Below are 18,398 nucleotides of genomic sequence, written 5' to 3' on the forward strand. Positions count from 1 at the left end.
GACACGTGCTGTTGGATTACGGCTTTATACCCCGTCGCCGATCAATTTCCGCCGCGATGCTCAGGGCGGCTTCCAATTCAGTGATGCGCTGTTCTTCCATCAGTCGCCAGCGTTGAGCCTTTTCTTCGGGCTCGGTCATGGCCAGGGCGAGGTACAGGCTTGGTGGTACCGCGCGAAACAGCGTCTCCAGCTGCTTGGACAAGACCACGCCCTCGGTGTACTTGCCCGAGGCCTTGCTCGCCGACAGCAGCAGAGTCTTCTGTGCCGGCGTGAGCTTCTTGAACCGCGCGATCTCTTCGATCTCTGCCGGCGGCATGTTCAGGCAGATCCACCACTCGATCATGTTGAGCATGGTCTGCGCCGCATCGGGGAAGTCGGCCAGGTTCTGCGTCGCCAGCCAGAACCAGGCACCCAGCTTGCGCCACATCTTGGTGCCCTTGACCACGAAGGGCGCCAGCAGCGGGTTTTTGGTGATGATGTGGCCTTCGTCCGTGACCATGATGATCGGACGACCGAGGTACTGGTCGCGTTCGGCAAGGTTGTTCACGGTGTTCATCAAGCTGATGTAGCTGATCGACATCTGCGCTTCATAGCCCTCGCGGGCATAGGTGGCGAGGTCGACGATGGTGACATCGCTTTCCGGCCAAGGGGTGCCTGGTCGGTCAAACAGCGCACCCTCGAAACCTTGGCAGAACAGGTCGATGGACTCGGCCATTTCCTGGGCCCGCTCGCGACGTTTGTCGGGCAGGTGGGCGTCGCTGGCTACCGTGCGAAGGGCATCACGGACATGGCGCGTCATGACCTGCTGATCGCTGGCCGCACAGTGCCTGGCGGCGTCGAGAATGCACTCGCGAATCAGGCTGCGGTCTGCCCGGGTGAGGCGCGCCTCTTCCTTGGCTTCGCCGCCGGTGATCATCAGGCGGGCGGTGATCTCCAGCTCGCCCAGCACATCGCGTTGCTCGTCGCTGCCCGAAGCGTCTTCATCCAGGACCTCGGTCGACAGGCTGGCGACCTGGTCGGGGCGTTCGATCAGTCGGCGGGCATCGGCGAAAGGGGCCAGGCTCAAGCCGCTGCCCGGTTTGAGTTGGACCTTATTGACGGTCAAACCTAGGGTGGCGAAGTAGTCGCCCTGCAGGCCAAAGGAGTTGCCGGCTTCGACGATGAACAGCCGCGGCCGGTACACCGCCATGATCTGCATCAGAATCGAGACCAGGGTGGCCGACTTGCCGGCGCCAGTCGGGCCGAACAACAGCAGGTGACCATTCATGGAACGGTCGAAGCGTGACAGCGGGTCGAACGATAGTGGCGCGCCACCCCGATTGAAAAAGGTGATGCCCGGGTTGCCGGTACCGATGCTGCGTCCCCACAGCGGCAGCAGGTTGGCCACATGCTGGGCAAACAAGAGCCGGGTGTACCAATTGCGTTTATCCCGTGCGGGGTTGTAGACCATCGGCAGCCAGCGCAGGTAGCTGTTGCACGCGGCCACCTCATCGCCCTCGCGCACCGGTTGCAGGCCGGCGCCGAGCAGTACATTGGCTGCCTGGATCGAGCGCTGGCGCAATTGCTGTTCATCGGCGCCGCGCAGGTACAAGGCCAAAGTACCGCGGTACAGCTTGTGCTGGCGACCGATCAGCGCGCGGGCCTCTTCCACATCCTGGCGAGTCTGGGTCGAGGCCAGGTTTTCGCCGATTGCTTTGCGCGCCAGGCGGTTGAGCTGCTCCTCGAGCACATCCTGAGGCGTGATCACCAAGGTCAGGCTCAGGATGGCCTGCTCCGGCAACTGGTCGAACAAGGCGTTGAGCGCCTCACCCTTGCGGGTCTCGCCGGTCAGCTGGCCGATAAGGGGCGGCCTGCGCAGCTTGTCGACTACCATCACCGCGTGCGGCTGCTGATCGAAATACCACAGCCCCTGCTCGCTGTCCGAGTGTGGCTCCTGGAAGAACAGCCGCTCGGCAAAGGCATGGTCGAACGGCAGCGATAGGCCCTCGCCGTCATCGGTCTCCGGGTAGGGCACCCGTCGATAGAACGCTGCTGGTGCTTCACCGGTGAGGGTCGGTGCCGGGTTAAACCAGGGCAGCAACCACGCATAGAAATCCCGCCCCGTCAGCCGGCGAGGATTGACGCCGCAGGCCTGCAACGACGCTACCAGGCGGTCACAGGTTCTTTCCAACAGCTGAGTGGGTTTTTGCCCGTCGTCGTCGGCCTGGTCACCGAGCCAGCGATAGACCACCAGTCGAATCCGCCGATTGCTGCCGCGCCAGGGCAGGTGCGACACGACAGGGTCGTCAAACAGCCCAACCGGTTTGGCAATGGTTTCGAGGTGGTGCTGCATCAAAGCAAGGAAGGCAGCGGTGAAGGGTGTGCCTGTCGCTCGGGGTGCAACGTATTGCTCCAAGCGTTCCAGGTACGGGGAAAAGTCACTGTCGTCCTGGCAGAAGAACTGCACCACCCATGGCGCCTGGTCGAACTCGTCGAAGCTGTCCTGCAGCGCATCTTCCAACGCATCGCGCGCTGCCGTCAGCCATTCCGGCTCACGGCCCTCGGTGCCGATCGGCTGCAACTCGAACACGGCGCCGACCGAGCGGTTGTCGTCGAGCAGAAAGCACTGCTCCTCCTCAAGGTATTCGACCCAGGGCAAGTGGTCGGTGAAACTGGGGTTGTGCGCATACTGTGCAGCCTCATCCGCACGTGTTGCGCGCCGACGCTGCGCCGCGCGCCAGGGCTTCCAGCGCGGCGGGGTGCGATCTACATCATCATCCATCACAGATCGTCCAAGCGTTCGCCGGGCAGCGCATACTGGACCTTCTCGTACAACGGGAAGACGGTCGAATAGCCGGGCACGGGCGTCTGTTGGGTACCGGCCAGGTGCGGGTAGATGTACATCACCAGATCAGGGTTGGGCAGGCGTGGGAACTGGGCGCGGATCTCGTTGGCGGCTGTGCGGGTGTAGGCGCTCTGGTCCTTGATCAGGCGCTCGGGATCAAGCACTGGCCGGCGCAGCTCATCGCGGGCCTCCTGCAACTGCTGCTGCGTACCGACGGCGCCGCCGCTGTTCCAAATATCCAGCATGGTGTGGTCGCCGTGGGGCAGCATTTCGTCCTTGCTGGTGGTGCAGCCCGCCAGGTGCAGGCAAAGCAGCAGGCTAATCCAGGTCCAGTACCGAAACGGGTGGGCTTTCATGATTCACTCTCCGGCCTTTGGGTTCGTAATCGATGCTGATTTCGTGATCCAGGTGCAAGGCCACCTTGGCACCCGGCGGGACGTAGATGGCGGCAAACGCTTCGCCGTAGAGCTTGTTGACCCAGTCACGAATGTCGCCGATGCCACCGCTGATGACCGAGTTCAGTGCGCTGTTGCCACTGTTCTGACTCAGCCCCAAGCTGCCGCTGGCCGAGTTGATGAAGGAGGTGTTGGTCTGTTCGCTGCCCAGCGCTGCTGCAAATCCAGCGCCGGCAGCGGTGATCAGGCTCTGGCTGCCGAGGTACTGCTGGGCGTTGGAGCGACGCTCGCCGGCGATGCAGGGAATGCCGTAAGGGTCGGAGATGTAGCCGAGGCCGCCGCGGATCTTTTCGGTGTCCGAGGTCTGGGTGCTGGCGCGGTTGCGGCTGATCACCTTCTGCGGCTGCGGCACCGTGCGGACGGTGCCGTCGCTGAAGACAAAGGTGAGCGACTCGACCTGGCCGCGCACGCAGGACAAGGTCCAGTCGCCGGCCGCGGTACCGCTCATGACCGCGCCGACCACGTCCGGTAGATCGATGCCGTTGGCGGTGAGGTTGTCCGGTCCCACCAGTACCTTGAACGGGTAGGGATCATTCACCGTGCCGTCCACCGGCACGCGGCCAATCAGCGCGGTCATAGCGATCGAGCCCATCAGGGTCGAGTTCTCCGGGATGGTGTAGAGGGGCTTGGCACCCTCGGCCCGGTCCTGAGTGCCTTCCAGGTCGTGCTCGCCTTTGGCCACGGCACGGAGATGGTCTTGGCCGCGGTCAATCGCGTTGTTGTCTAGGCCATGCAGGTCTTTGAATTTCGACGTCAGCGACGACAACGGTCCCTCAGCTTTGCTGGTGCCCTCCTGGCCGGCACGGGCATTCGATGGCTCGATCCACTGCACCGCATCCGCCGGCAGTTGTGCCCCGGAGAATTGTTGCTCGTCACCCGGCTCGAGACCGAAGCCCACAGGTATTTCGGACTTCGCGGGCGGCTTGTTGGTGAGTTGGTCCTTGAGCCGGGACAGCAAACCCTGGGTCTCGCGGTGCTGTTGCTCGGCCTTCTGCCGGGCATCGTTGGCCTGTTGGCGCTGCTCGGTGACCTGCTGGGTGACACTGCTCAGCGTGCTCTGAATGCGGCTGTCGATGTTGCCTTCGCGCGTGCGCAGGCGGTTGTTCTCGGTCTGCAGCGTCTCGTTACCTTTCTTCAGTGACAGCATCTCGCTGCGCATCGCCTTGACCTGGCCAATCAGCGTGGCCACGGTGTCGCGCGGCGTGTCGCCAGCAATGCCGAGGGCCTTGGCCTGGTCCGGGCTGAGTGCGGTGTTTTCGGGATCATGGGCAGGTTGACCATCCGGCGCCGCCACCCAGGATTTGCCGATGATCAGCACAATTCCCAGCAGGACCGCCGGTACCAGCCATTTCAGCAAACCGTTAGCTTTCATGATCGGCAGCCTCCGGCGCTGGCGGTGGCAACAACAGCGCGTGCCTCAGGTCGCCGCCGCGGGTGACGAGGTACGCCACGGTGGTGTCTTCAGGTGTGCCAGCGTGCCCCAGGTATTCGTGCTGGAAGGTGGCGGCATACAGCGTGGCCTGCAGGTGCCGCGGGTCCAGCTTGACCTTGGCCGACCCACGGTTGACGATCTTCACCGCCGTCACCCAATAGTCGCCCAGCCGCCAGGCGGCGAGCCCCTTTATGGATACGTGCTCGGTCGGCAGCAGTGTGCTGAACCCTGAGGACTCGTCCAGCGGGACTCGACGCACACCGGGCAAGGGCGCCACGGTGCGCAGCGGCGCATAGAGGTTCTGCGCCGCGTAGCGAGTCAGCACCACCGGTACCGGCGTCGCTGCGGGGGCTGCATCCTTCGCGGTTTCCTCGTCCGGGGCCTGAGTCTGGGCAACGATCTTGACCGCCTCCAGCGACTCATTACCTTCGAGCGCTTCGATGTCGATCAGGATGATGTCCCCCGACTTCACCGACTGCAATTGGAGGCGGGTAGGAGGGAGGGCTTCCGACGCACGCAGGTACACCGTGCCGCCGACTGACTGCACACGCAGCTTGCTGGTGATCGCGCTGGGTAGCCCGACGCGAACATCCTCATCCAGCATCAGGATACGTTCCTGACCCACCGTCAGCGGCACGGCCAGCGGCAGGCGGTCCCAGTATTTGACCTCGACGGCGGCTGCGGCTGAACACCACCCGGCCACCGACACCAGCATCAAGATCAAGAAACGCATCATCATGCACCTCCAGGCAGCGTCAGCTTCTGCGGTGTGCCTTCGTAGCAGTCCAGGGCCAGGCCCCATTTGTTGTGCTCGGGGTCGACGTCGAAGCGCACTACGCGTAGCGGATAGCGCACGACGACGCGCTTCACCGGTTCGGCGGCGTAGTACTCGTCGGCATTGAGGTCGAGCTTGACCAGCCAGCTGTGCTTATCCAGCTGCTTTACCCGCAGGTCGGGGTCATCGCTGTAGCCACGACCCAGCACCTCGTACACGCCGCGCACGCGGCCACGTAGTTCGCCGGCTGCCTTGCGGTACTCGAAGTCGCCATCGAAAAACGTCTTGCAAGCGGGTGTCAGGTAGGGCTGCAGGGCGAAGATCGCGCGGTGGTAGTCGACCTCGCCGTCGGTGGGCCAACGGTTAAGCTGGCCGAAGATGTACAGGGCAAAGGCGTAGATGTTTTCCGGCGGCACATCCCACCATTTGCGCGTGCTGCCGGAGCGCAAGTCCGGTGGTACGTGAATGGTCAGTTCGGATGGTGCGGACTGCCAGCCATACCAGAGTCCGGTGCACAGCAGCGCCAGCACGGCCACGGCCAGGCGCAGGCTGAGAATGTGCGCCTGCTGCGCATCCACCTTGTTGCGGAAGCGGCTCATGGGGTGGGCCTCGCAGGTCGGCGCGTACGGCGGACCGTCCACGGGCCGGAGTGTAGGATCAGGTAGTGACTGCTGATGCCCCAGTGCACAGCCAGCTGCCACTGCAGGCGTCGGTACAGCCAAGTTTCTGGACGAGCACGCTTGGCCCGGCGCAGCAACTTGCCGCCACCGAGCAGCACCAGCGCCATGCACAGGAACATGCAGGTGGGGAGGGTGGCGATGGAGGCGGTGGCCACCGCCAGCGGTGCGCCGAGAATCAGGCCTAGTACGGCACCGACGATCAGCGCGACCCACATCTCGTCGTTGGTGAGGCCGCGCAGGACGGCTGGGTCGCGGTTGAGGCGTTCCGGCAGGAAGGTCAGCGTGCCGTCTGGGAGAGTGGCAGGGACGTCGGACATGGCAACCTCACAGGATCGTCGCAGCTTTGGTGAGGAACCACAGGATCACCACCACCAGCAGCGCGCCGACGCCGACCACGGCGCCGAGGTCCTTCCAGGTCTTGCGCTGGTTTTGCACGTCGGCGTAGACGGTGAGCGAATGCCAAGCCACGCCCAGGAAGGCGAGGGTGGCGATCAACAGACCGAGCAGGATGCCGCCGTCATAGGCGTAGTTCTTGATGGTGTCGATCAGGCCTGAGCCCTCGCCGCGGGAGGGGGCTTCCATGGTCGGCAGATCAGCCCTGGCCAGCGTCGAGCTCAGCAACACCGAGCCGCCGAACAGGGCTTTTGTATAGATAGCTCGCAGCCGGAGCAGCGGAAGGAGGCAGTGACGGGAGAGTTTCATGGCAGGGTCTCCAGACTACGACAGCATGAAAAACATCAGCACGATCAGGGCTAGGGCCAGACGCAGCGTGCTGCCGCCGAGCGCACCGAAATTGAGATTGCCGGCCGCCCAACCGCGGTAGCCGGTCCACAGTGCCCAGGTGCACCAGAGCAACGCCAACACCAGCACCGAGGAGCGCCACAGCACCGAACTGAGTTGCGGGGCAAAGCCGGCCACGGCCGAGAACGCGCTGAGTTGAGCGTCAGTCATGCTCATCGGAGGGGCTCGAGTGAGGCGCATCAACTCGATACTGACCGGTCATTTCGACCTGGTCAGCTGGCTGAGCGCGGGAGGGCGACAAGTATTTATGGATGCCTTCACGTATTCGTTCGAGGTCCGCCGTAAACCTCGGATAGTCGAAGCGATAGCGCGTTCCTGCGGCGTCGTCTGAGCCGCTTTCGGCACGATCGGCCAACTGTTCGATGGCAGTGAACTGTCGTTGCACGAGTCCCAGATCTGAGCGCTCGCGACTTTCCTGTGCGACAGCCGGAAGTGCTGCCAGACAAATCAAAAGCGACGGGAAGGCATATGTCCTCATGGCGGGCTCCAGAGCGGTCTCTGGTCGTCACCATTACTGCGCGGGGGAGTTGACGCACGAGTTAAAAGGATTCTCGGCGTTTCGTTTTCTGGCGAGGTTGGGCAGGGAGCGGGGTGAGCCTGAAGTTAAGGCATTGAGGGAGGATGAGAACCTGCTGGTGCTGAGGTCTTACGAGTGCTGCAGCGAGCACCTGAACGGCTAGCCAGGCATTACTCGGAGAATGACAGCTCCGCCTGAAGTGCGCACGGTGCGCGCGAAGGCATTTTCGTTCGGGGATTGCGTGAGTTGGCCGGCAAAGCAGTCTCAGCTAGATCATCCCCCAGTGTGGCCTGTAGTCCAGGAATTCGACCCTCTGACTCAAGTGCTCGAATCTCGCTCCTAGTCCTGACGATCAGCTCATTTGCCGTCTGCCCTGTATCCTCGCTCAGCGTCAAAGCCACCAGCGTCAAGGGACTCACTTCCAATCGCTCGCTAAGCTTCTCAAGTTTGTCCAGCGTGAGGCTCGATCTACCGGATTCGAGCTTGGACAAGTAGGTGCGGCTGGTCGTGTCGGCAAATCCGCGTTGGGTGATGTTGCGGTGACTGCGTAGTACTCGAAGCACGTTAGCGAACGATGACTTTAGTGTCATTGAGTTACCTAAGACATAAGGCAGGTATAGCGACCTTGTCGTCTCATCGACGTTGATTGGCGCAAATGACTGGACGCGACCGTTGCAACGAGCATTCTTGGCTTGTGGCAGATCGGCCCTCAACAACCTGCGTCATTGAACTACTTGGGTGAGCAATTGAAGTCGCCCCCCGGTTACAGCGTCATGTCTACGCGATTCACGGTTTTTCGTTAAGCTGAATTTGCGTAACGGTGCCGTCGTTCGATTCTCGTCCGGACGCGTGCAGTTTGTCGATAATTTGTCGCGCGAGTGCATGGTAGAGCGAGACAGGTGAAATCCAGCCCGAGATGGCGGTAGCCATCAGTGTGGTCGCGAGCATGGGTATGGCAAGGTCGGGGCTGTGGGTCAGTTCGAGGACTATGACGGAGGCAGTGAGCGGTGAGCGTGTCACGCCGGCCAGATAGGCCCCCATACCCAGCAATGCACATGCTTGCGGGTCAACATCGGGTATCAACGACAGCAGTGGCGCGAACGCCGCGCCTATGCTCAGCGAAGGTGAAAACAGCCCGCCAGGAATACCGGAGAGGTAGGACACGACGTTGGCCAGAAATTTCCACAGCAAAAAACTTGGATCGGTGACGGGTTGTGCCCCAAGCAGGGCGCGCGTTTCTTCATATCCGGTACCGAACACGTGATTGCCGGAAACCAACCCCAGTATTGCTAGAGTAAAGCCGCAGAGGGCCGCGAAACGGACTGGATATCGACTGCGCAGCCCGCAGACACGGCCGAGGATGCCGTGATCGGTGGGCAGCACCAGCTTCGCGTAAAAACCTCCCAGCAACCCGCCCAGTGCTGCGCATGCAGGGACCACGCTCCAACCCCATCCAGTTGGCATCCGTCCACCGATTTCGCCAAAGTAGGCGTAGTGTCCCATCAGGCCCAGTGTCACGACGCCGCCAATCAGCACTGCCGTTAGCACCAGTCCGCTGAAACGTTGCTCAAACGTGCGGCTCAATTCCTCAATGGCAAAGACCACCCCGGCCAATGGCGTGTTGAAGGCTGCGGCAATGCCTGCGGCGCCGCCGGCGAGGATCAGTCCAGCGATCGTGCGTCGCCCATGTAGGCCCAGCCGGCGGCCGAAGGCATACAAAACGGCGGCCCCGATATGAACGGTTGGGCCTTCCCGTCCTACCGAGCCCCCAACTAGGAGTGCACCGAGGGTCAGGCTCATGCGTGCAGCGGCGACTGGCAGTGAAAGCAATCTGGCTCGTAAACGGCGGGAGGGCATTTCAAGGGCGGCGATGACTTGGGGAATGCCGCTGCCTTTGGCATTTTCAAACCAGCGCTGTGTCAGCCACGCCAGCAGCGCGAAACCGAAGGGCGTGATCAGCAACGGGGACCAAGGCGCCCATTCAAGCAAGCACCTGAACGACGCGAACGCGGCGTCGGCCAGCCACGCGAATGCCAACGCCGTCAGCCCGACCAGAAGTGCGCCGATCCAGAATGCCAGGCGTTGTCGCCATTCTCGCCAGTATGAAGTGCTGGAAGAAGGGGTGGCGGTTTTCAAATCGGCCATTGTTTGTCATGTGATGGGAACAGACAGAGAGTATGGCGTGATTTGTCGAGCGGGCATACCCGACCGAGGTGGTACTCACGCACAGTCTGGCAGGCGAGTCATCTCGCATCTGCCAGACATCCGCCGTTTTGTTATGACGTCGACCGGACCTCGCCAGTTGAAGAACGGTTGCGCATGGCGATTACACCCCACGTCAAACCCAGCGCTGCGGCGATGACAGAAGCGGACAGCACCCCCAATTTGGCGGCGCCGAGCGCTGCAGGATCGACGAATGCAAGGTTGGCAATGAAGATCGACATGGTAAAGCCTATGCCTGCCAAAAGACCGATCAACATGATGCCCCGCCAGTTGACTTCGGCCGGGAGTGCACACCAGCCCAATCGGACCATCAACCAGCTGACGCTGACGATTCCCAACGGTTTGCCTGCGATCAGGGCGGCGGCCACTGCCATCATTACCCAGCGTGATGTTTCGGCGGAAAGGTCAGCGCCCGACAGGCTCACCCCAGCGTTGGCCAAGGCGAACAACGGCATGATGCCAAATGCCACCCAAGGGTGCAGCAGGCCTTGTATGCGTACTACCGGAGGTACCAGTTCGCGTTGCGCTGAGCGCAGACGTTTCAACGGGTCCATCAGATCGCTGGCATCCTTCTCGGGTGCCTTGGCATTGCCCAGCAGCTCGCTGGTAAAACGGCTGACAGCATCCAGCGGACGCTCGCGCATGGGCATCGCCGTTACTGGAGTCATCAGACCTAGCACAACACCGGCAAGCGTCGGGTGAGCACCGGTCATCAGCATACCCAGCCAGGTAATGGCGCCCGGGAGGATGTAGGCCCATGCACTACCCACGCCGATTTTCTGCAATCCCATGACCAGCAGCAGCCCAACCGCAGCCACCGCGAAGCCGCTGTAATCGAGGCCGCCAGAGTAGAATAGGGCGATGATCAGCACTGCGATAATGTCATCGATTATCGCCAGGGCGAGCAAGAAGACGCGGACATTGGAAGGAATCGATTTGCCCAGCAGTGCCAGTACACCCACGGCAAAAGCGATGTCGGTGGCTGTTGGCACGGCCCAGCCTTGTTGTTCCTGGGGGGCATGGCCAAAACCAAGGTAAATGAGCGCAGGGACGGCCACACCGCCGATTGCCGCCGCCATCGGTAAAGCAGCTTGGCGCAGGCTGGCGAGTGCGCCTTCATGAATCTCACGACGGATCTCCATGCCTACGACCAGGAAGAAGATGGTCATCAAGCCATCGTTGATCCAGAAATGCAGGGATTTGGCGTAGATCACCGAACCGATGCCGAGTGTCAGCGGGGTGTGCCAAAGATGCTCATAACTTTCCGCCGCCGGGGAATTCGCCCAGACCAGCGCGGCGAGTGCGGCCACGAGAAGGACAATGCCGCTGACGGCTTCGATATGAAGAAAGCGTTCAAAGTTGGCAAAGGCCCGTTCGGCCAATTCCTGGGCTCGAGGTAATTCTTTCTGGGGCATAGGCGCAATGGCTCCCGCATGGCGGCCCGACCAGCGTTGTTGTTTAACCTGCCTCACTGCGCCGTGCAGCTAGCACCCGATGGCAGTCTACCCAATCATCGCGGTCAGATGAATGCTCAATTAGCGGTCAGTGGTTCAAATGGTGGGTATTTGAGATTTTTTTGCGGCGGGGGTAGGGTCTAAAGTCAACTTCGAGCGGGGAGGGGCCGCCATCAGGCACTGCATGGGCTGCTAGTCTTGGACCAAGTCGCCGTGCTCGCCCCCTGTGCTCATCGCCTTACAAGGAGAACTGCCGCAATGACTGCAGCCCCGAAACCCAGGAGCACCCTCAATCCCCCCGTTTTCTATACCAGCGCGGTTTTGATCTTTCTTCTCGTGCTGTACGCCACAGCATTCCAAGCGCATGCGCAGGCGCTGTTCGAACACGTCCAGACCTGGATCATTACCAATGCCAGTTGGTTTTACATCCTTACCGTGGCGCTGGTCTTGATCAGTGTGGTGTTCCTGGCCGTCAGTCGTTACGGTGATATTAAGTTAGGGCCCGATCACAGTGAGCCGGATTACCGGAAGAGCAGCTGGTTCGCCATGTTGTTTTCCGCCGGCATGGGCATCGGCTTGATGTTCTTCGGTGTGGCGGAGCCGGTGATGCATTTCACCACCCCTCCAGTGGGTGACCCTGGCACGGTCGCGGCGGCACGCGAAGCCATGAAGATCACGTTTTTCCACTGGGGGCTGCATGCTTGGGCGATCTACGCCATTGTTGCATTGATTCTGGCTTACTTCAGCTTCCGCAATGGGCTGCCGCTGACCCTGCGCTCGGCACTTTACCCATTGATCGGTGAACGCATCTACGGCCCGATTGGTCATGCGGTCGATATCTTCGCCATCCTCGGCACGGTGTTCGGCGTCGCGACCTCGCTGGGGTATGGGGTACTGCAGATCAACAGCGGCTTTCACCATGTGTTCGGTCTGCCGGTCAGCCCGACGGTTCAGGTCATTCTCATTGCAGCCACGTGTGGGTTGGCAACGCTTTCGGTGGCCAGTGGGCTGGATAAAGGCATTCGCATCCTGTCCGAGCTCAATTTGAGTCTGGCAGTGATATTGATGTTGTTCGTCCTGATCTTGGGGCCTACCGTGTTCCTGCTGCAGGCTTATGTACAGAATACCGGCGCTTACCTTTCGGACATCGTCAACAAGACCTTCAACCTCTACGCCTATGAACCGACTGACTGGATTGGTGGGTGGACGTTGCTGTATTGGGGCTGGTGGTTGTCTTGGTCGCCTTTTGTAGGGCTGTTCATCGCTCGCATTTCGCGTGGACGTACCATCCGTGAGTTCGTGTGTGGCGTGTTGTTCGTTCCGGCCGGTTTTACGTTGCTGTGGATGACGGTATTTGGTGATTCGGCTATCCACATGATCCTCAACGATGGGGTGAAGGACTTGGCCACTGTCGTTGGCCAAGACAGCTCATTGGCGTTATTCGCGTTCCTTGAACACTTCCCGTTTTCCACGGTGATCTCGCTGATCGCGGTACTGATGGTGGTGGTGTTCTTCGTAACCTCGGCAGACTCGGGGGCCTTGGTAGTCGATATGCTCGCGTCCTCCGGCCAAGGCCATTCCCCATTGTGGCAACGGATTTTCTGGTCGCTCAGCATCGGTGCTGTTGCCATTGCGTTGCTCTTGGCTAACGGCCTCAAAGCCTTGCAGACCGCCACCATCGCCAGCGCGTTGCCGTTCGCCGCCATTCTGTTGATTGCCATCTGGGGATTGTTCAAGGCCTTGAGCCTGGATGCTACCCGTCGCGGCTTGCGTAATCAGGCCCTTCCAGGTACTCGGCATACCCGGCAGCACCAAGGCGGCTGGCAGCGCCGGCTGCGCAATATTGCCATGATGCCGCGCCGCGCCCATGTCACGCGCTTTATTGCCGAGGTGGTCAAGCCGGCCTGTGAAGAGGTTGCACTTGAGTTGCGCAAGCAAGGCTACGACGTCGCGGTGAATGAGCGGGATGATGGCCGCGTCACCCTCGAGCTTTCACACGCTGGGGAAGGGCGCTTTCTCTACGAAGTCCGTCCGCGTGCTTTCAACACACCTAGCTTCGTCATGCGTGATACGGAAGACGGAACCGATGGTCGCAAGTATTTCCGGGCTGAGGTGCATTTGCGTGAAGGAGGCCAGGACTATGACATCATGGGTTGGAGTCGTGACGATGTGATCGGCGATATCCTCGATCAATACGAGCGTCACCTGCATTACCTTCATGTGGTGAGTTGAGACTGGGGGTGTATTGCGCTGCACAAGGCGTCAGGGCAGTGCAGAGCGCTCGTTAGCGGGCATTGAAAGCCGGCAGGGCCAGAAGTCAACGGCGGCAACGTCCCTGGAAGGTGGACCTAGCCAGTTTGCAAGTGGCTGGCAATGGCCCTGAAAGCACAGCTCATAGTCTCCGGCTTCGGGTGTGCGCCCGGCATGCAAGGGGTTCAGAGGCGGCAGTTGGCGGTGGTAGTGCCATGTGCCATCTCGCAACGTGGCGTCATCGGGTATTTCCATGCCAGCGCCGCTGCCGCGTACGCGGGCCTCCATGAGTACCAGCCCGCTGGCGCCGACCTGGTAATCCTCTTCCCAGCGGATTTTCTCGATGCTGTGCTGCCAAGCCAGGGTGAAGTGCTCAATGGGCAGGCTGGCCCAAACCACGCCGGCGAGCCCAAGGCAGAGACCATTCATACCCTTTGCTCGGCTGTCGTGCGACTCCGCCAAACGTGCCAGCCCAATACCGCAATACCCAGGGCGAACCCGACTTCATCACTGACGGGCAAGGCCAGGATCAGGCATACACCTGCGACGAAGGCCAGTAGACGCTCCCACCAGGTCATGGACATACGGAAGTGGCCAATCGATGCGCAGCCCCATAGCGCAACAGCAAACACGGCCTTGATCACCATGTACGAGGTGGCGCTGAGACTGTCGCCCTGCAGCATCAACGCAGGGTCGTAGACCGCCATGAATGGCACGACGAAACCAGCCAGGGCAATGCGGACCGCCCAGAAGCTGATCAGTAACCCTTTTTCCTTGGCAATGGGGGCGGCCGCGAAGCACGCCAGCGCGACCGGCGGGGTGAGGTCAGCCAGAATGCCGAAATAGAACACGAACATGTGCGAAACGATCAGTGGCACACCGAGCTCCAGCAGGGCGGGGGCGGCGATGGAACTGGTAATGATGTAGTTGGGGATGGTGGGAATGCCCATGCCTAGCACCAGGCACGTCAGCATGGTCAAGAGCAGTGACAGGAACAGGTTGTCGCGGCCGAGATCAAGGATGTACCCCGCAAAGGTCGTGGCAAGTCCGGTCAGGGAAATGACGCCGATAATGACCCCCACCAGCGCGCAGGCAATGCCCACCGGTACGGCATGCCGCGCCCCCTCCGCCAGCGCCATTACAAAGCCGCTAAGGGTGGCCCTTGCGCCTTGCACGAAGACGCAGGCGAGGGCAAGCGCCGCGATCACCAGCAGGATGACGCCGATGCCCATGCGGAAGAAGCCCGAGCACAGTAGTCCCAATGCGACCCAAAAGGCCGCGCGTAGCCAGGTGCCCTGAGCGCGCAGGATGATGGCCGAGCCCAGGATGACGATAGCTGTCAGGGCCAGGCCAACCATGCCTGAATAAAGGGGCGTACGCCCCGAGAACAGCAGCGCGACCAATATCACCAGTGGCACGAGCAAGAACCAGCGTTGGCGCAACGCGTCCCAGGCACTGGGGCATTCTTCGCGGGGCAGGCCATGCAGGTGGCTGCGTTTAGCCTCCAGGTGAACCATCCAGTAAATCGAGCCGAAATACAGCAAGGCAGGGATGAGCGCAGCTTTGGCCACTTCGGCGTAGGGCACGTTGATGGTTTCCGCCATGATGAAAGCGACCGCACCCATGACCGGTGGCATCAGTTGGCTGCCCATGCTGGAGGTCGCTTCGACGCCCCCGGCAAACGCCGGCTTGTAGCCAAAACGCTTCATCAGCGGAATGGTGAACTGCCCGGTAGTCACCACGTTGGCCACTCCGGAGCCGGTGATAGTTCCCATCAGCGCCGAGGAAAATACCGCGACTTTCGCCGGGCCACCGCTACGGTGACCAAACAGGCCCATGGCAAAGTCGGTGAACAGGCGGATCATGCCCGCCTGCTCCAGAAACGCCCCAAAGAGGATGAACAGGTAGATGTACGTGGCTGAAACATAGGTAGGGGTGCCATACAGCCCCTCGGTACCGAAGGACAGTTGGTTGACAATCTGGTCAACGCCGTAGCCTCGGTGCGCAAGGTCACCGGGCAGGTACTGGCCTAGGAGCCCGTAGGCCAGAAACAGGGCGCAGATAAACGGAAGCGCAACGCCCATGACTCTTCGTGCGGCTTCGAAAACCAGGCCGATCAGTAATAGGCCGACGATCAGATCGCTGCTGATCAACTCGCCTGAGCGTTGAATAAGGTCGCCTTCGAAGTACCACTGATAGGCGGCCGTCGTCATTCCTGCAATCCCCAATAGCCAGGCAAGCGGTTGCCAAGGCCGGTGGTGACCGACTACCGGGTAGCTTAGGAATACGACCAACAGCAGGAAGCCCACGTGCACCGATCGCAATACCTGGGTGGAGATGAGTGGGTAGGCCGCGGTGGCGACCTGAAAGATTGAAAACGCCAACGCCACCGCGAATAGAGTTGCGGGCCAGCGGTCGGTACTGGCGTGAAGGCCGTGCGACGATTCGCTCATGGAGTGCTCCCACTTTGCGCGACAAAGGATCAGGGGAGCAGGTTTTTCTCTTTGAAATAGCGTTCAGCGCCAGGGTGGAGCGGGATCGGCAAATTCTTGGCTGCATTCTCAGCTTGGATATCTTTCGCTGCCGCATGAGATGTGACCAAGCGTGGCAGATTCTCGAAGATCGATTTGGTCATCTGGTAGGCCAGGTCGTCGCTCAGGTCCGCCCGGGTGACCAGAATGTTGGTGATGGCTACCGTTGGCACTTCCATCCCTTGGCCGTCATAGGAATTGGCCGGAATGGTGGCCGCTTGGTAAGCGGAATTGCCGATTTTCTTCACGACGTCGGCCGGGATGGGCACGAACACCACCGGCAGTGTCGCCGCCAGGTCACGGATAGCTGCCTGGCCGAGGCCCGAAGACTGCAGAGTGGCATCCAACTGACGATTCTTGATCAGTTCGACGGACTCTGCGTAAGGCAGGTATTCGACCTTGCCCATATCCTGGTAAGTGAGCCCCGCTGCCCTGAAGATGGCCCGTGCGTTGAGCTCCGTGCCTGATTTAGGTGCTCCGACCGAAATGCGCTTACCCTTGAGGTCCTCAAGCGATTTGATCCCCGATTCCTGGCTGGCGACGATCTGGATGTAATTGGGGTACGTTCCGGCAATGGCCCGGAGTTTCTTCAGCGGGGCCTTGAAACCGGCCTCGGCGTCACCTTTCCAGGCATCTGCCACCGAGTCGCCCAAGGCGAATGCCAGTTCACCGCGGCCAGCTTGCAGCAAGTTGAGATTTTCTACCGATGCCTTGGTGGCCTGAACTGTAGTCTTGCTGCCTTCGATCTCATGGCTGTAGATCTGCGAGATACCGACGCCGACGGGATAGTAGACGCCGCTGGTTCCCCCTGTAAGGATATTGATGAAGGTGGGTGCAGCCTGGGCTGTGGCGCAAGCGGCTAAAACAGTGCCGGCCAATGCCAGGCGAAGGGCTCGGTTCATGGTGTCGTTCTCCAGTTGTTGTTTTTATCCTGCGCATAAACCTAGATCGAATCTGCCGTGCTTGCCCATCTTTTGGCCCTGAACCGGTCGCTGTAAATGCCTAGAACCGCCAAAATGCAGGTGCCACGAGCACCAATACGGTGAGGATTTCAAGGCGACCCAGGAGCATGCCGAGGGTCAACAACCATTTCGCCGAGTCGGGCAGCGAGGCAAAGTTGCCGGCTGGTCCAATCACCGTGCCCAGGCCTGGACCGACGTTGCACACGGCCGTGGCCGCAGCACTCAAGGCAGTGGTCCAGTCGAGCCCGATCAGGGACAGTAGCAGGGCAATTACTGCAATCGTGATGGAGAAGAAGAACGAAAAGGTCAGTAGCGAACGCACGATCTCCTCGTCAATGGGGTGGCCATTGTATTTCTTCGAGATTGTCGCCCGAGGGTGAATCAACTGCTTCAGGCTGCTGATCAGCAACGATGCAGCCACTTGGAAACGGAAAATTTTCAAGCCGCCGGCCGTAGATCCTGAGCACCCTCCGATGAACGTCAGGTAGAAAAACAACAGTACGGAAAAGCTGCCCCACAGCGTGTAGTCACCAACCGCGATACCCGTTGTGGTAACCACTGACGTGACATTGACCGCAACGATTCGTAAGGCATCCCACCATGACAGACCGCTGTGCCAACACAACCAACTACCCACCAAGATCCACGCAACCACGAGAAAACCCAGAAATCCCTGTACCTGATGGTCCTTGATCAGGGCGCGACGATGGCCCCGCAATGTCGCCACATACAGTGTGAAGGGCAGACTGCCGAGAATCATGATCACGACGGCTACCCAATGCACCGCAGGCTGCGTCCAATGCCCGAGTGACGCATCCGAGGTCGAGAAGCCGCCCGTCGAAATCAATGACATCGAATGATTGATGGCTTCGAATGGGGTCATACCGGCGAGCCATAGGGCCAGGGTGGCGAAGGCGGTAAGTCCCAGGTAAATCACAAGGATCATCTTCGCCGCAACATGCGAGCGTGGCGTGACCTTGTCCGACCAGTCAGAGGACTCGGTCTGGAAAAGACGCATGCCACCTACACGCAACAGTGGCAGCACAGCCACAGCCATACCGATGAAGCCGATTCCCCAAGCCAATGGAGCAGAGAGCGCCAGATCAGCAACCCGGGTGACGCACTGTCAAGGCCGGTCAATACCGTGGAGCCGGTTGTCGTGATGCCCGACATGGTCTCGAAGAACGCATCCGTATAGCTGATGTGCCGAATGAACACCATGGGCAAGGCTGCGAAGGCACATACCACGACCCAGCTCGCGGTTGTGAGCAGATACATGTCCCTGGACCGTATCTGCGGCGCATCAGGAAGCCCCCTGGCGATCAACGAGAGCCCCGCGCACAGGGCAATCAGGCTCGACCAGGCGAACGCTCCAAGATCGTCGTTGCGCCCATACACCAGCAAAGTCGTCATAGGTATGACCATGCTGATGGACAAGGTGATCAGGAACACGCCGATGATGAAGCCGATGAAACGCAGTGCAGGGAGTGGCAT

The 18,398-nt window shown here is 60.7% G+C and carries 16 protein-coding genes and 1 pseudogene; 1 reads left to right on the forward strand and 16 read right to left on the reverse strand.

What is annotated here, in order from left to right:
- Window positions 1-16: 16 nt before the first annotated feature.
- The 12 genes from Q9451_RS12475 to nhaA form a co-directional block, all read right to left on the reverse strand.
- Window positions 17-2,761 carry a conjugative transfer ATPase gene (locus Q9451_RS12475; protein WP_016488092.1) on the reverse strand — a complete coding sequence of 915 codons (2,745 nt, stop codon included), beginning with the start codon at window positions 2,759-2,761 and terminating at the stop codon, window positions 17-19.
- Window positions 2,761-3,180 (reverse strand): TIGR03751 family conjugal transfer lipoprotein, encoded by a 420-nt coding sequence (locus Q9451_RS12480; protein WP_016488091.1) that lies wholly within the window; start codon window positions 3,178-3,180, stop codon window positions 2,761-2,763. Before Q9451_RS12480 ends, Q9451_RS12475 begins: the two co-directional genes overlap by 1 nt.
- A complete protein-coding gene (locus tag Q9451_RS12485; RefSeq protein WP_016488090.1) occupies window positions 3,143-4,651 on the reverse strand; it encodes a TIGR03752 family integrating conjugative element protein in 1,509 nt (502 codons plus the stop codon). The genes Q9451_RS12480 and Q9451_RS12485 overlap by 38 nt, the downstream gene beginning before the upstream one ends.
- On the reverse strand, window positions 4,641-5,447 hold the full coding sequence (locus Q9451_RS12490; protein WP_016488089.1) for a TIGR03749 family integrating conjugative element protein: 807 nt from the start codon (window positions 5,445-5,447) through the stop codon (window positions 4,641-4,643). Before Q9451_RS12490 ends, Q9451_RS12485 begins: the two co-directional genes overlap by 11 nt.
- A complete protein-coding gene (locus tag Q9451_RS12495) occupies window positions 5,447-6,085 on the reverse strand; it encodes a PFL_4703 family integrating conjugative element protein (protein ID WP_016488088.1) in 639 nt (212 codons plus the stop codon). Before Q9451_RS12495 ends, Q9451_RS12490 begins: the two co-directional genes overlap by 1 nt.
- The gene (locus tag Q9451_RS12500) at window positions 6,082-6,483 is read right to left on the reverse strand and encodes a TIGR03750 family conjugal transfer protein (protein WP_016488087.1); all 402 of its coding nucleotides are present in this window, start codon (window positions 6,481-6,483) and stop codon (window positions 6,082-6,084) included. Before Q9451_RS12500 ends, Q9451_RS12495 begins: the two co-directional genes overlap by 4 nt.
- Before the next feature lie 7 nt (window positions 6,484-6,490).
- Complete coding sequence (locus Q9451_RS12505) at window positions 6,491-6,868, reverse strand: TIGR03745 family integrating conjugative element membrane protein (protein WP_016488086.1); 378 nt, start codon at window positions 6,866-6,868, stop codon at window positions 6,491-6,493.
- Between the two features lie 15 nt (window positions 6,869-6,883).
- Entirely contained in the window at window positions 6,884-7,123 is a 240-nt protein-coding gene (locus tag Q9451_RS12510; RefSeq protein WP_016488085.1) for a TIGR03758 family integrating conjugative element protein, read from the reverse strand.
- On the reverse strand, window positions 7,110-7,445 hold the full coding sequence (locus tag Q9451_RS12515; protein WP_016488084.1) for an RAQPRD family integrative conjugative element protein: 336 nt from the start codon (window positions 7,443-7,445) through the stop codon (window positions 7,110-7,112). Before Q9451_RS12515 ends, Q9451_RS12510 begins: the two co-directional genes overlap by 14 nt.
- A gap of 209 nt (window positions 7,446-7,654) precedes the next feature.
- Complete coding sequence (locus Q9451_RS12520; RefSeq protein ID WP_016488082.1) at window positions 7,655-8,074, reverse strand: helix-turn-helix transcriptional regulator; 420 nt, start codon at window positions 8,072-8,074, stop codon at window positions 7,655-7,657.
- 196 nt (window positions 8,075-8,270) lie between these two features.
- Complete coding sequence (locus Q9451_RS12525) at window positions 8,271-9,629, reverse strand: chloride channel protein (RefSeq protein ID WP_016488081.1); 1,359 nt, start codon at window positions 9,627-9,629, stop codon at window positions 8,271-8,273.
- Window positions 9,630-9,760: 131 nt separating this feature from the next.
- Window positions 9,761-11,122, reverse strand: a complete 1,362-nt coding sequence (nhaA, locus tag Q9451_RS12530; RefSeq protein WP_024717420.1) for a Na+/H+ antiporter NhaA — start codon at window positions 11,120-11,122, stop codon at window positions 9,761-9,763.
- A gap of 297 nt (window positions 11,123-11,419) precedes the next feature.
- Here nhaA and betT point away from each other — a divergent pair, with 297 nt between their 5' ends.
- On the forward strand, window positions 11,420-13,393 hold the full coding sequence (gene betT / locus Q9451_RS12535) for a choline BCCT transporter BetT (RefSeq protein WP_016488079.1): 1,974 nt from the start codon (window positions 11,420-11,422) through the stop codon (window positions 13,391-13,393).
- Between the two features lie 30 nt (window positions 13,394-13,423).
- Here betT and Q9451_RS12540 read toward each other — a convergent pair whose 3' ends face one another.
- The 4 genes and pseudogenes from Q9451_RS12540 to Q9451_RS12555 form a co-directional block, all read right to left on the reverse strand.
- The gene (locus tag Q9451_RS12540; protein ID WP_016488078.1) at window positions 13,424-13,840 is read right to left on the reverse strand and encodes a DUF1850 domain-containing protein; all 417 of its coding nucleotides are present in this window, start codon (window positions 13,838-13,840) and stop codon (window positions 13,424-13,426) included.
- Window positions 13,837-15,864, reverse strand: coding sequence for a TRAP transporter permease (locus Q9451_RS12545; protein ID WP_016488077.1), 2,028 nt, complete (start codon window positions 15,862-15,864; stop codon window positions 13,837-13,839). The genes Q9451_RS12540 and Q9451_RS12545 overlap by 4 nt, the downstream gene beginning before the upstream one ends.
- Before the next feature lie 29 nt (window positions 15,865-15,893).
- The gene (locus tag Q9451_RS12550) at window positions 15,894-16,844 is read right to left on the reverse strand and encodes a TAXI family TRAP transporter solute-binding subunit (protein WP_016488076.1); all 951 of its coding nucleotides are present in this window, start codon (window positions 16,842-16,844) and stop codon (window positions 15,894-15,896) included.
- A gap of 100 nt (window positions 16,845-16,944) precedes the next feature.
- Window positions 16,945-18,398, reverse strand: a pseudogene (locus tag Q9451_RS12555) (TrkH family potassium uptake protein).

This window comes from Pseudomonas sp. NY8896, from assembly GCF_039634505.1.